General features: G+C 66.4%; 13 protein-coding genes, 1 tRNA gene and 2 riboswitches. Of the genes, 11 read left to right on the plus strand and 3 right to left on the minus strand.

Annotated elements, in window-relative coordinates; genetic code table 11:
* The first annotated feature begins 41 nt into the window (after positions 1-41).
* A riboswitch (cyclic di-AMP (ydaO/yuaA leader) is annotated at positions 42-225 on the plus strand.
* A gap of 75 nt (positions 226-300) precedes the next feature.
* The 10 genes from J2T21_RS00270 to J2T21_RS00315 all read left to right on the plus strand — a co-directional run bounded on the left by J2T21_RS00270 (position 301) and on the right by J2T21_RS00315 (position 11,777).
* A complete protein-coding gene (locus J2T21_RS00270; protein WP_307577288.1) occupies positions 301-1,236 on the plus strand; it encodes a M23 family metallopeptidase in 936 nt (311 codons plus the stop codon).
* 127 nt (positions 1,237-1,363) lie between these two features.
* A riboswitch (cyclic di-AMP (ydaO/yuaA leader) is annotated at positions 1,364-1,518 on the plus strand.
* 5 nt (positions 1,519-1,523) lie between these two features.
* Positions 1,524-2,360 carry a C40 family peptidase gene (locus J2T21_RS00275; protein ID WP_307577290.1) on the plus strand — a complete coding sequence of 279 codons (837 nt, stop codon included), beginning with the start codon at positions 1,524-1,526 and terminating at the stop codon, positions 2,358-2,360.
* 339 nt (positions 2,361-2,699) lie between these two features.
* Positions 2,700-3,197: an HNH endonuclease gene (locus tag J2T21_RS00280; protein ID WP_209911237.1), complete on the plus strand. Its 498-nt coding sequence runs from the start codon at positions 2,700-2,702 to the stop codon at positions 3,195-3,197.
* Positions 3,194-3,862, plus strand: a complete 669-nt coding sequence (gene mobA, locus J2T21_RS00285; protein ID WP_307577292.1) for a molybdenum cofactor guanylyltransferase — start codon at positions 3,194-3,196, stop codon at positions 3,860-3,862. Before J2T21_RS00280 ends, mobA begins: the two co-directional genes overlap by 4 nt.
* Before the next feature lie 15 nt (positions 3,863-3,877).
* Positions 3,878-4,156 (plus strand): DUF6457 domain-containing protein, encoded by a 279-nt coding sequence (locus J2T21_RS00290; RefSeq protein ID WP_307577294.1) that lies wholly within the window; start codon positions 3,878-3,880, stop codon positions 4,154-4,156.
* A gap of 11 nt (positions 4,157-4,167) precedes the next feature.
* The gene (locus tag J2T21_RS00295; RefSeq protein WP_307577297.1) at positions 4,168-5,361 is read left to right on the plus strand and encodes a molybdopterin molybdotransferase MoeA; all 1,194 of its coding nucleotides are present in this window, start codon (positions 4,168-4,170) and stop codon (positions 5,359-5,361) included.
* Between the two features lie 56 nt (positions 5,362-5,417).
* Positions 5,418-6,251, plus strand: coding sequence for a formate dehydrogenase accessory sulfurtransferase FdhD (gene fdhD / locus J2T21_RS00300; protein ID WP_307577299.1), 834 nt, complete (start codon positions 5,418-5,420; stop codon positions 6,249-6,251).
* Positions 6,252-6,332: 81 nt separating this feature from the next.
* On the plus strand, positions 6,333-8,672 hold the full coding sequence (locus J2T21_RS00305; protein WP_307577302.1) for an FdhF/YdeP family oxidoreductase: 2,340 nt from the start codon (positions 6,333-6,335) through the stop codon (positions 8,670-8,672).
* Between the two features lie 131 nt (positions 8,673-8,803).
* Positions 8,804-9,850 (plus strand): DMT family transporter, encoded by a 1,047-nt coding sequence (locus tag J2T21_RS00310; protein ID WP_307577304.1) that lies wholly within the window; start codon positions 8,804-8,806, stop codon positions 9,848-9,850.
* Between the two features lie 73 nt (positions 9,851-9,923).
* Entirely contained in the window at positions 9,924-11,777 is a 1,854-nt protein-coding gene (locus J2T21_RS00315; protein WP_307577306.1) for an ABC transporter ATP-binding protein, read from the plus strand.
* A 9-nt stretch (positions 11,778-11,786) separates the two neighbouring features.
* Here J2T21_RS00315 and J2T21_RS00320 read toward each other — a convergent pair whose 3' ends face one another.
* Entirely contained in the window at positions 11,787-12,188 is a 402-nt protein-coding gene (locus J2T21_RS00320) for an NUDIX hydrolase (RefSeq protein ID WP_307577308.1), read from the minus strand.
* 208 nt (positions 12,189-12,396) lie between these two features.
* On the opposite strand from J2T21_RS00320, the gene J2T21_RS00325 reads away from it, so the two are divergent.
* Positions 12,397-13,626: an ROK family protein gene (locus J2T21_RS00325; RefSeq protein WP_307577310.1), complete on the plus strand. Its 1,230-nt coding sequence runs from the start codon at positions 12,397-12,399 to the stop codon at positions 13,624-13,626.
* 514 nt (positions 13,627-14,140) lie between these two features.
* Here the strand turns inward: J2T21_RS00325 and J2T21_RS00330 are convergent.
* Together J2T21_RS00330 and J2T21_RS00335 are read right to left on the minus strand one after the other, a co-directional pair.
* Positions 14,141-14,217, minus strand: a tRNA-Arg gene (locus tag J2T21_RS00330).
* Positions 14,218-14,318: 101 nt separating this feature from the next.
* Positions 14,319-14,954: a hypothetical protein gene (locus J2T21_RS00335; protein WP_307577312.1), complete on the minus strand. Its 636-nt coding sequence runs from the start codon at positions 14,952-14,954 to the stop codon at positions 14,319-14,321.
* Positions 14,955-14,979: the final 25 nt, after the last annotated feature.

Here is a 14,979-nt window from a genome sequence, read left to right on the forward strand (position 1 = left end):
GTTGGGTTGCACTTAGGCAATCCAGTCCTGATCCGGTTCGCATAACCCTACCGGCGGATCCAGGAGCAAGAATGCCCGGTAGGGGCGGAGGACCCATTTCAACCGTTCCTGGCCATTGGCCACGGATCTTGGGGTGAAGTTGAGTCCGCCTAGGTGGGCTCGGCCGAGTTGATCTCATGACTCGAATCCGACAGCTAACTTCGCAGGCGATATATGAGAGGTTGACATTTGACTCAGCAGCACACCTCCGGCCGCCGTCGTGCGTCCGGACCCGTTGATGCTTTGCCTGCTGAAGGCTCCTTGGAGCAGATCGTAGACACCGCCCTGAGCGGTGAAAACACTTCCCGACGTCCCGGCCGACGCGCACTGAGCGTGGTCCCGGAAGCCGTCGAGGCAACTGGTTCCCTGCAGTACATCGGCCGACGCTTCGATGCGGGCCTGCGGTACGGCGCATCCCCGGACGCAGCAGCCATTGCCGCCACCGAGATCCCCGTGGCCCTGGCCGCACCTGCGGCACCGGTGGCCGCCCCGGCCGAAGCAGACGAGCTGGACAACGTCCTCAAGTTCGCTCCCCGGCCGCAGCGCTCCCGCATGGGGTTCACCCACAAGATTGCCGCGGTCGCCGCCGTTTCGGGCCTGGCCTTCGCCGCCGCATCCCCCGGGCAGGAGCCCGAGAGCGCCGTCGCCGACGCCCAGCGCGTCGCCCAGTCGGTCGTTGTGGATGTCCAGGCCCCGACCGGTGACGGGGTCAAGATCGAACGGGCTTCGCTGACCAGCGAATTCACCAAGGAAGACAAGCTGGCCACGATCATGACGGCCGCCGGCGGCGATGTCACCAAGATCGCCACGAGCGGCGTACTGGCCCAGCCGGTCGACAGCATTCGATTGACTTCGCGCTTTGGCCACCGCAAGAATCCGACCGGCCCCGGCTTTATGAACCACAACGGGCTGGACTACGCGGTTCCAATGGGTACGCCGATCAAGGCCGCCGCCGCCGGCACCGTCGTGCAGGCAGCCTGGGCGGGCCACTCCGGCTTCCGCGTGGAGATCGACCACGGGAACGGCTTGCACACCAGCTACAACCACAACTCGTCCTTGAAGGTCACCGTGGGGCAAAAGGTCAAGCGCGGGGAAGTTGTCTCGCTCAGTGGCAGCACGGGCAACTCAACCGGCCCGCACCTGCACCTCGAGGTCATCGTCAACGGCAAGTGGGTAAACCCCGAAGGCTGGTTATAACGACAATTGTCACCGTTCCGTGACCGGAACGTGACTTTTGGATTCGCTTCATATATTCTAAGTAAGTGCTCAGGGACCAACCCTGATCACCGCCGCGGGAAGTGCCGAGCACTGCCAGCCCACGGTGTCCGTTCAAGTACTCGTTTGGCAGTGGCGGGGGACCCACTTTCGGCTTCCACACCAGGAAGCCTTGGGGTTAAGTAGTTCGGCCTGGCGGCCGGATTGCCGAGTGACTCCCACTCGAACCCGACAGCTCACCTCGCAGGCATCAGGAGAGGCATTACTACGTGACTACACGTCAAGCATTGGGCCGCCACCGCGCGACCCCGGTTCGGACCAACCCGCTAGAATCCATCTCGAAGGCCGTCGCCTCGAACGCTGGATCGGTTGGCCGCCAGGCCGCAGTCATTGCAGCCGCATCAGGTCTCGTTTTGACCTTGGGCGTTCCCGCAGCCCAGGGCAACGTATCCCGCGAAGCAAGCGCCGTCCCCGTTGAGGGCCTTTCCGCAGAGCGCGTAGCCGTCAAGGCCGTCTCGGTCTCGGCCGAACGTGCCAAGGACCTGAATATCGAGCGCGCAGCGTTCACCTCCAAGCCAGCTCCGGCTCCCGTCGTGATCGCCGTGGCCAACGAGGTCACCCCGCGCTCCACCACTTCCTCGACTTCCTCGACGCGTTCCAGCAATGCCGACGCCTTTGCACCGGTAACCCGCTCGAACCGCGGCACCACCGAATCCACCTCCCCGGCCCCCAAGGCCAAGAGCGACTCGGTCAACACCGCCAACCTCTCCGGCATCGCGGCAACCGCTGCCAAGTACGTGGGCGTTCCCTATGTATGGGGCGGCAGCACCCCGTCGGGCTGGGATTGCTCCGGCTTCGTCAAGTACGTCTACGCACAGCACGGCATCAACATCGCCCGCGGCACCTCGGCCATCCGTGGCTCGGGCCAGTTCGTTCGCACCTCCAGCCCGAAGCCGGGCGACCTGGTGTTCCAGAACGGTGGCGGCCACGTTGGCATCTACCTCGGTGGCGGCAAGATGATCGGTGCACAGAACCCGACCGTCGACACGATCCTTCACGACGTGACCCGCAACCCGCTCTACGGGTACTACACCCTCAAGGGCTAAGCGTAAGCGTTCCAAGGGCCCCGGCCGATCCGCAAGGATCGGCCGGGGCCCTTGCCGTTAATCCCGCCAACAGGGGTGCCTCCGGGGCGGCAGGGGCGGTGCGTGGCGCCCGCGCCCGATGCATCCGGGAACGGCCGAAACGCGCCGCCAGGGGTGTACCGCGGGCAAATTTCCGGTGGATTTTTGAACTAGTTGCCGACAAATGCGAGCAAAACAGTGATCCATTGTCTTAGGCTAGGGCACAGGAGCCAAAGCCGAGTGCCGCGTGCGCCACCGTGAGGGATTTCCGTCGTGGACGGGTCCCTCTGTTGCGCCGGGTCAGGATCAAAGGATGCGCACATGCGAACCCTTGTACTGAATGCAGGATTTGAACCGCTGGCGGTCATCACCTTCCGCCGGGCACTTCTCCTTGTCCTCACCGGAAAGGCCACCGTCCTTGCCGATGACGACCGGGACCCGGTCGTCGGGGTCAACCAGGTGGTGCCCAGGCCCACGGTGATCCTGCTGAACCGCTACATCCGCCTGCCATACCGCTCCGTCGTCAATGTCTCGCGCCGCGGGGTGCTGCGCCGCGACGGGCACCGCTGCGCGTACTGCGGACGAAGCGCCAACACGATCGACCACATCGTGCCGCGGAGCCGCGGCGGCGAGGATTCATGGGAGAATTTAGTAGCGGCATGCCAAGGCTGCAATAGCGCCAAGGGAGACCGGACGCTGGCACAGCTGGGCTGGAAGCTGCGGTTTGCCCCGAGCCGACCGCGAGGCGCCCAATGGTTCATCACCGAACTGGAACGCCCCGCAGAGGCTTGGAGTCCCTTTTTACGGAGTGCAGCATGAAATTCGATGCGATCATCGTGGCCGGTGGCCGTGGGTCCCGGCTCGGCGGGGTCAGCAAGCCCCTTCTTGAACACCGCGGCGAGACGTTGCTGGAGCATTCGCTCAACGCCGTCCGTGACGCCCAGGCCATCGCCGTGGTCGGCGCCCACGCCCTGGCCGAAGCCGTCACCCGGTACATGGACGGTGCCCCGGACCACCAGCGCGTGGTCATCACCCGCGAATATCCAACCTTTGCGGGCCCCGCCGCGGCGGTCGCCGCCGGTCGGGCCGCCCTGGACGACGGACCCGACGACGAAAGCGCGCAGCGCGAAAACGAGGCTTCCGAGCTGACCATCGTGCTGGCCTCGGACCTCTTGGATCCGGGCCCGGTGGTCGCGGCACTGCTGGCCGCCACCGACAACCCGGTTCAGGGAACCGAGGCATGGGTGCCCCAGGATGTCTCCGGGGTGCTGCAGACGCTCTCCTGCGCCGTCCTCACCTCGTCCCTGCGCGAAGCCATCAGCCGGGCCTCCGAACCCCGCGGAAGTCTCGAGAATGCGTCAATGATGCGTCTGCTTGCTACAGTGCAGATGGAACGGCTGAAGCTTCCCGACGCGGACTTCAGCGACATCGATACGCCCGGGGATGCCGGGCGGCACGGGATAGCGGTGGCCAACGGCCACTGACAAGGAGAATGCACCATGCCGGAAGCCCAGCTCGATCAATGGGTCAGGGAACTCCTGGCGGCGTATGAACTCAACGACACCGAAATCGACATCGACCAGGTGCTCTCGCTGGCCGGCGTTGCCGCGCACACCATCGTCCGCCCCGCCGCCCCGCTGACCACCTACGTGGCCGGCTATGTGGCAGGCCTCGCCGTGGGCAGCGGCCGGGCCGGCATGAAACCGGCGATGGAGTCGGCCGACTCGCTGGCACGCACCGTGCTGGCCGCACGCCCCGCCTCCACCGACGACGCCTGAGCAGCGCCGCGTTGAAAGACCACTCCTGGGACGGCGCCCGCACCGAGGCCCACCGGCTGGGCACCCGGATCGCCGCCGCGCCCCAAACGGTTCCCCTGCACCTTGCCGCAGGACGGATCCTCGCCGCCGACGTGGTGACCGCCTACCCGATGCCGCATTGCGCGACCTCCGCCATGGACGGATACGCGGTCAACGGCACCGGGCCCTGGCAACTGCTCAGGGCGCTGGCCGGCAACCCGGGCGCGGGCGAAAACCTGGTGCTTGCCTCCTCGGAAGCCACCGCGGTGGTCACCGGGTCGCTGGTTCCCGAGGGCACCACCGCCATCCTGCGCGTCGAGCACTCCCGGCTGGAGGGCGGGTTGCTCCACGGCGACCGCCAACTGCGCCCCGGGGCCGACATCCGGCCCGCCGGAACCGAAGCCGCCAAGGGCGAGCTGCTGGCCCGCGCCGGAACCCCGCTGAGGGCAGGGGTGATCGCCGCGGCGGCGGTCTCCGGCCACGACGAACTCCTGGTGGCGGCAACCCCCTCGGTGCACCTGGTGTTCACGGGCGACGAAGTCATCGCCGTGGGGCACCCGGCCCCCGGACAGGTCCGCGACGGCTTCTCCCCGGTGCTGCCGCAGGTCGTGGCCGCGCTGGGCGGCACGGTCGGCAGCGCGGTGCGCATCGGGGACAGCCTCGAAGCCACGGTGGCGGCGATCGACTCGGCGCCGGCCCGGGCGGCGAACATCATCGTCACCACCGGCGGCACCGGGTTCTCCGATCGGGACTTCGTGCGCGCCGCGGTTCGCGAAGTGGGCGGAACGGAAGTGGTCCCCTCCATCGCCATGCGCCCCGGTCACCCCTCGATGCTTTCGACACTGCCCGGAAACCGGCTGTTGGTTGCCCTGCCCGGAAACCCGCTGGCCGCGCTCATGGCCGTCGCCACGCTGCTGGACCCGCTGCTGCGCGGGGCCACCGGGCGCGAAACGGCCAGGCTGCGCAACGCGACCTGCGCCGCGGACTTCGCCCCGCTGCCCGGGCGCACCCGCCTGGTCCCGGCCCGCTGGGTCCCCGGAGCCGCCGGCCCCGACGCCCTGGCCCCGGCCGAGCATGTCTCCCCGGCCATGCTGCGCGGGCTGGCCGCAGCCGATGCGATCCTGGTGGTCGGGCCGGACGGGGCGATTGCCGGTGCACCGGCTTCCTACCTTCGGTTACCGTGGTAGCCGGTCGTGAAAACACGTAAGACCAACAGCCAAGGCCGGAAGGGCAAGAGAAGGACATGGGACGGAAGATAGTCCGCAGGCGCATCACCAGGGCAAGCCTGGACGGGGCCCGGATAACCCGCGAGGAAAAGCTGGCCGTCGAGGAACCGCTGGAAATACGCTTCAACGGCACCTCCTTCACCACCTCCATGCGCACCCCGGGCGACGACTTCGACCTGGTTGCAGGGTTCCTGCTGGCCGAGGGCCTCATCAGCCGCACCGAACACCTGGTGTCCATGCGCTACTGCGCCGGCACCGACGAGGACGGCAACCAAACCTTCAACGTCATCGACGTGCAGCTCGGTTTCGGGGCCCGGGCCCCGGATACGTCCGCCGCACGGAACGTGGTGACATCCTCGGCCTGCGGGATCTGCGGAACCAACTCCATCGACGAGGTCACCAAGAAATCCTCCTACCCGCTGGATCCGGCCCGCGGCCACCTGCCGGTCCAGACGCTGTTGAATATGCCCGACACCCTGCGTGACGCACAGGAACTGTTCTCCGCCACCGGGGGAGTGCACGCCGCGGGCCTGTTCACCACAGCCGGGGAACTGCTGGTGCTGCGCGAGGACGTCGGGCGGCACAACGCCGTGGACAAGGTCGTCGGGGCCGCGCTGCGCGAGCATAGGTTACCGCTTCATGACTGTGTCCTGCAGGTCTCCGGGCGGGCCTCTTTCGAACTGGTGCAGAAGGCCGCGATGGCCGGGATCCCGGTGCTGTCGGCTGTCAGTGCCCCGTCTTCGCTGGCAGTGGAATTGGCCGATGAAACCGGGTTGACGCTTGCGGCATTCTCCCGGGGTAGTACGGTAAACATATATACGCATGCCGACAGGGTTGGATCCGGTTCCTAGGAACCAGCGAGCACCGGGTTTCCCCTTCAGCGCACGCGAGCGGCCACGGTCCGCGAAACCGTTGTTGAACGTGGAGGATACATGCATCGGCCAGCCCCAACGCAGGACATCAATGAAGACGACCTGGTAGTCACCGAGCCCAAACGCAGTGCGGCCGGGGTCGAGGCAGTGATGGTCTCGATGAAACGCGGTTTCGCCGAGGCCGGCGTGAGCCGGACCCTGCGTTCGATGCTGCGCATCAACCAGCGCGGCGGCTTCGACTGTCCGGGCTGTGCGTGGCCCGAGTCCATCACCGGGGCCCGCAAGCCGGCCGAGTTCTGCGAGAACGGCGCCAAGGCCATTGCCGAGGAAGCCAGCGCCCGCACCGTGACCCCCGAATGGTGGGCCAAGCACCCCATCAACGTGCTGCGCGAGAAGACCGAGTACTGGCTCGGCTCCCAGGGCCGCATCACCGAGCCCATGATCATCCGCGAGGGCGAAAGCCACTACACCCCGATCACCTGGGCCCAGGCCTTCGCGACCATCGGCGAGCACGTCAAGGCGACCACCCCGGAACGGTGCGTTTTCTACACCTCCGGACGCACGGCCAACGAGACCGCGTTCATGTACCAGTTGATGGCCCGGTCCCTGGGCACCAACAACCTGCCCGACTGCTCGAACATGTGCCACGAATCCTCGGGCTCCGCGCTGAACCCCACCATCGGCATCGGCAAGGGCACCGTCTCGCTGGAGGACTTCGAGCACGCCGAACTGATCTTCGTCATCGGCCAGAACCCCGGAACCAACCACCCCCGGATGCTCTCGGCCCTGGCCGAAGCGCGCAAGCGCGGGGCGCACATCGTCGCGGTGAACCCGCTGCCGGAGGCCGGCTTCTTCGGGTTCAAGGACCCGCAGGCCGTGCGGGGCATGCTCGGCAAGTCCGACGACATCAGCGACCACTTCCTGCAGATCAAGGTCGGCGGGGACCTGGCGCTCTTCCAGGCCTTCGGCCACCTGCTCTTCGAGGCCGAGGCCAGGAACCCCGGCACCGTGATAGATGCGGCATTCATCGACTCGGTGACCGACGGCTTTGACGCCTACAAGGAAGCCCGCGCCACCCTGGATTGGGAAGCCACCGAGGAAGCCACGGGGCTGACCCGCACCGAAATCACCACGGTGGCCAACCTGTTGGTCAAGTCCAAGGCCTCCATCTTCTGCTGGGCGCTGGGACTGACCCAGCAGCCGCACTCGGTGCCGACGCTGAAGGAAATCATCAACCTGCTGCTGCTGCAGGGCAACTTCGGCAAGCCCGGCGCCGGTGCCTGCCCGGTGCGCGGGCACTCCAACGTCCAGGGCGACCGGACCATGGGTATCTGGGAGAAGCCCGGCGAGGGGCTGCTGGCGGCCCTGGATGAGGAGTTCAAGATCAACTCCCCGCGGGCCCACGGATTCGACTCCACCGAGGCGCTGGTGGCCTTCGAAAATGACACCGTCGACGTGTTCGTCTCCATGGGCGGGAACTTCGCCCTGGCGAACTCGGAGACCGAAGCCCTGGAGGCCGGCATGCAGCGGGCCAAGCTGACCGTGCACATCTCCACCAAGCCCAACCGCTCCCACGTGGTGCACGGGCAGACCTCGCTGATCCTGCCCACCCTGGGACGCACCGACCGCGACGACAAGCACCCCGGCGGACCGCAGTTCCTCTCCGTGGAAGACTCCATGTCCGTCATCCACTCCACCCAGGGCCGGCTCAAGCCGGTCTCCGAGCACCTGCTGGCCGAGCCGGTCATCGTCGCGCGGATGGCCACCGCCATCCTGGGCGAGGACCACGTGGTGGACTGGAAGGCCATGGCCGACGACTACGACGTCATCCGCGACCACATCTCCCGGGTGCTGCCGGGCTTCGAGGACTTCAACCGCCGGGTCCGCGGGCGCAACGGCTTCGTGCTGCCCAACCCGCCGCGCGACACCCGTTCCTTCGCCACCGACATCGGCAAGGGCAGGTTCACGGTCTCGCCCTTCGAGGCGCTTTCGGCCCCGGAGGGGCACCTGATCCTGCAGACCATGCGGTCCCACGACCAGTACAACACCACGTTCTACGGGCTCGATGACAGGTACCGCGGCATCAAGAACGGGCGCCGGGTCATCCTGATCAACCCGGAGGACCTGGCCGAGCTGGGCCTTGAAGACAAGGCGCTGGTCGATGTGATCTCCACCTTCGGCGGGACCGAGCGCCGCGCCAACCGCTTCCGGCTGGTTTCCTACCCGACGGCCAAGGGCTGCGCCGCGGCCTACTTCCCGGAAGCGAACGCGCTGGTGCACCGGGACCTGGTGGCCCGAGAGTCCAACACCCCGGGCTTCAAGGCCATCATGGTGCGCTTTGTGCCGCATACCCGCGAGGCCGCGCGGATGTTCGACGAGGACGCCGTAGCGGTCGGCTGAGCCGGCGCCGGCGGGCAGGGGGCCGCACCGGCAATCCCATTCATTGGGCATGTCGGCCCCATGCCGGCCCGGTGATGGCTAGGCTGGGCGGTTGATCGATCCGTCCAGCCCAAAGATCCAAAGGTACCGCCATGTCCACCAGGTTTTCCCCGCGCACGATCATGGTTGCCGGCGTCCTGCTGGCCGTGCTGGCGGGCCACGCAATGCCCCTGCAGGCCCGCATCAACGGGGAAATGGGGATTCGGCTCCAGGACGCGGTCGCGGCCGCGCTGGTGAGCATGGTGGTGGCCCTGGTGGTCATCCTCGCCGTCACCGCCGGTACCCCCGGCGGGCGCCGGGGCCTGGACCGCCTGCGCACCGAAACCCGCGCCGGAACCATCGGCTGGTGGAACTACCTGGCCGGGATCATGGGCGCGGTCTTCGTGGTGGTGATGGCGGCCACCGCTCCAATCATCGGGTTGGCCATCTACACCGTGGTCGTGGTCGCGGGCCAGACGGTGTCCGGATTGATGGTCGACCGCCTCGGCCTGGGCCCCGGAGGACGGCGGCGGATCACGCCTGCCCGGGGACTCGGGGTGCTGCTGGCCATCGCCGGGGTGCTGGTGGCCGTGTCCCCGCGGTTGTCCGGGCTGGCCGACCCCGCTGCCCTGGTGGTGCCCATCCTGGCGGTGTTTGCCTCGGGCATCATCATGAGCCTCCAGCACGGTTTCAACGGGACCGTGGCCGCGCGTGCGGGTTCCCCGCTGCCCGGAACCCTGGTGAACTACATCCTCGGGGCGGCCGTCCTGCTGGCGGTATGGCTGGTGAAGCTGGCCCTCGGCGGCCACGTCCCGGTGCTGCCCCGCGAACCGTGGCTGTATGTGGCCGGGGCGCTGGGGACCGGAAACCTGATCCTTTCGGCGATCCTGACTCGGCATATCGGGATCCTGGTCACCGGGCTGGGCATGATTGCCGGCCAGCTGATCGGTGCGTTGCTGCTTGACCTGCTGCTGCCCGCCGAGGGCACAGCCATCTACGTGCAGACGGTCGTGGGGATCGCGATCGTGTTGGCCGCCATGTTCCTGGCCGCCCTGGGCCCGGGCCGGCCGCGGGTCGGCCGGGGTGCCGGTGGCGAACAGGGGAAGAAAAACGAGGCAGAATCGGTTGGAACCACAGTCGGCGGTTCGCCTGCCGACTAGTATCGGCCAGTGGCATGCATCCGGGATCCCCGCTGCGTGCTTTATGGCCCCGTCTGCATGAAAAGAGCACCACATGAGCATGGAAAACGCGGCCTGGCATTCGCTGTGGCGGATGTCCGGAGACAAGGGCAAGGCCTACGCGGATACGACCCCGCGACGGGTGCTGTCCTTTGCGGCGAGCTACAAGAACAGGTTGCTGGTCTTCGTGCTCTTCTCGGTGTTCTCCGCGGTGCTGGCGGTGATCACCCCGGTGCTGGCCGGGCGCGTGGTCGATGCCATCGTGGCCCAGACCGGGGTCCAGGTGGTGCTGAAGCTTGCCGGGATCATCGCGATCGTGGCCGTCGCCGATGCCGTCGTCTCGCTGGTGGTGCGCTGGTATTCCTCGCGCCTGGGCGAGGGAATCATCTTCGATCTGCGCACCGCGGTCTTTGACCACGTGCAGAAGATGCCCGTGGCCTTCTTCACCCGCACCCGCACCGGCGCGCTGGTCAGCCGGCTGAACAACGACGTGATCGGCGCCCAGTCCGCCTTCGCCGGCACGCTCTCGGGACTGGTGTCCAACACCGTGGCCCTGCTGCTGACCGCCGGGGTCATGTTCTCCACCTCCTGGCAGGTCACCGCGCTGGCGCTGGTGCTGCTGCCGATCTTCCTGCTCCCGGCCCGGCACTTCGGCAAGTCCATCGCGCTGCTGCGCCGGGAATCGGCCGACCTGAACGCCTCCATGGGCACCCAGATGACCGAGCGCTTCTCCGCCCCCGGCGCCACCTTGATCAAGCTCTTTGGCCGCCCCGCCGAGGAATCGGCGCAATTCGGGCTGCGCGCCGGACGCGTGCGGGACATCGGGGTGAAGATGGCCATGCGCCAGTTCTTCTTCGTCGCGATGCTCACCCTGGTCGCCGCGCTGGCCCTGGCCCTGGTCTACGGGCTCGGCGGGGTCTATGCCATGCGCGGGGAGCTGGCCGCCGGCGACGTGGTGGTCCTGGGCATGCTGCTGACCCGGCTCTATGCCCCGCTGACCGCCCTGGCCAACGCCCGCGTGGAGATCACCAGCGCGCTGGTCAGCTTCGACCGGGTCTTTGAGATCCTCGACCTCGAGCCGCTGATCCACGATGCACCCGATGCCCGGGTGCTGGATGCCGGACCGGTGTCGGTGAAGTTCACCAACGTCTCCTTCGCCTACCCCAGCGCCGAGAAGGTGTCCCTCGCCTCGCTGGAGGACGTCTCGGTGCTCGACACGCGGGGAGGGGAAACGGTGCTGCACGGCATCGACTTCGAAATCCCCGCAGGGTCCACGGTGGCCCTGGTCGGTTCCTCGGGCGCCGGCAAGTCCACCATCGCTTCGCTGCTGGCGCGGCTGTACGACGTGGATTCGGGCAGCGTGCAACTGGCCGGCGTCGACATCCGCAAGCTCAAGCTCGACTCGCTGCGCTCCACGGTCTCGATGGTCACCCAGGACGGGCACCTCTTCCATGAGACCATCGGCTCGAACCTGCGCCTGGCAAAGCCCGAGGCCAGCGACGCGGAGATCTGGCAGGCCTTGGAAAGGGCACGCCTGGAACCGACCATCTCGGCGCTGCCCGACGGGCTGGACACCGTGGTGGGGGAGCGCGGCTACCGGCTCTCGGGCGGGGAACGCCAGCGCATGACCATCGCCCGGCTGCTGCTGGCCGCCCCGCAGGTGGTCATCCTGGACGAGGCCACCGCGGCGCTGGACTCCGCCAACGAGGCCGCCGTGCAGGCGGCCCTGGCCGAGGCCCTGGAGAACCGCACCGCGCTGGTGATCGCCCACCGGCTCTCCACCATCCGCTCGGCGGATTTGATCCTGGTCATCGAGGACGGGCGGGTCGCCGAGCGCGGCACCCACGCCGAGCTCATGGCCGTGCGCGGGCGCTACGCCGAGCTGCACGACACCCAGTTCGCGCAGTGATCCCCGGGCTCAGCGGCCCAGCAAGCCCGGCAGCACCTTGTCCCGCAGCAGCGGGGTGATATCGCCGCGGGTGAGTGCCGCCGCCGGGTCGATCCAGAGCATCTGTTCGATTTCGGCCTGGATCCTGGGCGTGTCGGAAGTGCATGCCCCGAAGAGGTGCGCATGGATATCCGTGTCGGCCTCGTTGGCCGCCGGGCCCTTCCACAGGCCCATGGATTCGACCTGGCCAGGGGCGAAGGCCAGCCCCAGTTCCTCCTGGACTTCGCGCAATACCGCGGCCATCGGGCTTTCGCCGGGTTCGAGCTTGCCACCAGGCTGCATGAACATCACGGTGCCCTGCTTACGCACCAAGAGGATGCGTCCGGAGGGGTCGAGCAATTGCAGGGCGGCGATGGTGAGAATCTTTGGCACAACTTGAGCTTAACAACCATTCAAAGCACAGGTGGGGGTGATAACGTGCTTGGTGGACAAGCCTCGTCGCGCGTTTTTCCATTTAACGGTGGATACTGGAGTCAAATCGGCCAGGCGCCACGTCCGACGAACCGGCCTAGTCATTGGGGACTAACGGTTCGGGCAAGGCCAGCGGGGGATCAAATGTGGATCTACAAATGGAGAATTGATGCAGCGGGGCACCAACTTAGGTCGACTCGGGGATTTTAATCAGGCGGTCATCTTTGAATCGATCCGCCGTGCAGCCGACGGGGTCAGTCGTGTAGAGCTTGCCGGTTCCACCGGGCTTTCCCCGCAAACCATCTCAAACGTCGTGCGCCGTCTTCTGGACGAGGGGCTCGTCCGCGAGGACCGCACGATTGTTTCCGGTCCGGGCAAACCCCGAACCGTTCTGGAACTCGAAGCCAACCGCATGGTGGCCGTGGGCATCCACCTCGACCCGGGTGTCATCACCGTGGCCATGCTGAACCTCCGCGGCGAAATCATGCACTCGCGTCGCCTGGACATCCCTGCCGTCGAGGTCCCCGAGAAAACCATCGAGACCATGGCACAGACCGTGGACGAGATCATTTCCGAATCCGGCGTGCCGCGCAGCAACGTGCTTGGCGTGGGCGTGGTGGTCCCCGGTCCGCTGGATCCCGTGCGCGGGGTCATGATCGACCCGCCGTTGCTCGACGGCTGGAAAGACGTCGACATGGTCGAACCGCTGCACCGGATGCTCAAGCTCGACGTGGTCATCGAAAAAGACACCATTGCCGCTTCCATCGCCGAGCAGTGGAAGGGCAACGACGCCGAACGCGACAACTTCGTCACGATGTATGTGGGTGCCGGAATCGGCGCCGGCATGGTCCTAAACGGGGAAATCCACCGCGGCATCAGCAACAACGCCGGCGAGATCGGGCACTACTCCACCGGTGTCATTTCCCAGGAATGCGAGATCTGCAGCCGCAACGACTGCCTGCACGCCTCCTTGTCGTTCAACCTGATCGCGCAGCGTGCCCGCGCCCGAGGGCTGGGCCTCACGGTGCCCGACGACGGCACCGCGGAACAGCGTGCGGCAGGCATGAACGAAATCGTGGCGCTGGCGAAGTCCGGCAATGAAATCGCCGTGGAACTGATCCGCGAATGCATGGGACACGTCGGCCAGGTCGCCGGACAGCTGTGCAACACCCTGGACGTAGGCCTGGTGGTCCTTGCCGGGCCATTGTGGTCAGAGGTCGGCCAGTGGTGCCTGGAAGACGTGCGGGCAATCATCAACGAACGCTTCAGCTCCAAGAACGTCCATGCCGTCGAGGTCCGATCCTCGACCTTGGGCCATGAAGTGGGGGCGATTGGCGGTGCCTGCGTCGTCATGGACGAAAGCCTCTCGCCCAAGGCCGCGGCACTATTGTTGCGCTAAACGGTCATATATTGCGTCGATGGGTCGTCGAATGTGACTATCTGACGACCCAATGTCTTACTACTTGTGGGTCGGTTGACAATCTATCTCTAATGGATTTAGATGACCGGTAAGAGTTGGTTGCATCCGAGCTGCCCACCGTTGTTTGTGTGACAGTCTTGATTTTCCGCAAAGCCAACGCGTGGGGGAACGGCAGGTCGGCTGCTGGGGACCCGGCTCTTAACGCCGTCGACCGGTGCCGTGGGATGTAATGGGAGTTATCCCACGGTTTCACCGGTCGGCGGCACCTTTTTCTTAACGCCGGATTGTGTGGCACGGCCCGAAACCACACGGGGCGATGGATGCCATGACGAGCACGGACTGCATGTGCCTGACCGAGAAAACCGGGCATCGGCGGGGCCGGCAGGCACTTGCCACTTGTTCAACCTGCGGTGGGGCCCAGGTATCCGGGCACACCCGAAACAGGGCCAACGGCAAGAGCGCAACCTGCAGGTTTGCAGGTTGCGCTCTTGTTTGGTGCCCCTGACCGGAATTGAACCGATGGCCTACTCTTTAGGAGAGAGTCGCTCTATCCAACTGAGCTACAGGGGCGCGTTTCGCCAAAAAACGATCCGGGTCAATCCTAACGGTATTTGGCGAAGCTTGGTCAATGTGGCGCAGCGCGCCGTCTGGCGGCCGCAAACTTCCAGGCGCTAGAGCAGACCCTTCTTGGACAATTCCCACTTTTCGCGGAACGTGCGCACAAACGAGGCGATGAGCACCCCGAAGAGGATTGCCGCGGTGGCAAAGAGCAGGATCCAGCGGGTGGTGGTCAGCGTGGAGGCCAGGGACACCGCGGCCGGGTCCAGTGCACCGGTGAACAAGGCATCGATGGCACGGTTCTCCCACAGGTCGACGACCGCGAAGAGCATGGGCACCGCCCACAGGAGCCAGCGGCCCATGCCGCGGGAGGTGTTGATGTTCACGGCCAGCATGGTGACCAGCGCCAGGAAGAGCGGGAAGAGCAGGCCAGCGGTCTTGTGCACGTAGTTCAACTGTCCGACGGCGTCCGCATCCATGGCCTGGCGCAACGCCTCGATGTGCCCGGCGGAGTAGCCGCCGATCATCTGGTCCGGCATGGCCAACCCGTTGGACAGATCCGTCATCTGGTTAAGCACGAGCAGGTGGTAGTACCAAAAGAGGAAGAGCACCACGACGAACCCGGCGACCAGGATCAGGCTCCCGTTGCTGGCAGCCTTCTCCGGGGAGCGCTGCGTCGAGGGGTTGGGAGCCGGTGCCGCCGGGGCGGGACGGTTGTACTGCTTCTTTTTCTTCTGTGACTTGACCATGACCCCAATTATGCCGCCAAATGAT

It is taken from the genome of Paeniglutamicibacter psychrophenolicus, assembly GCF_030812255.1.
Lineage (GTDB): Bacteria > Actinomycetota > Actinomycetes > Actinomycetales > Micrococcaceae > Paeniglutamicibacter > Paeniglutamicibacter psychrophenolicus_A.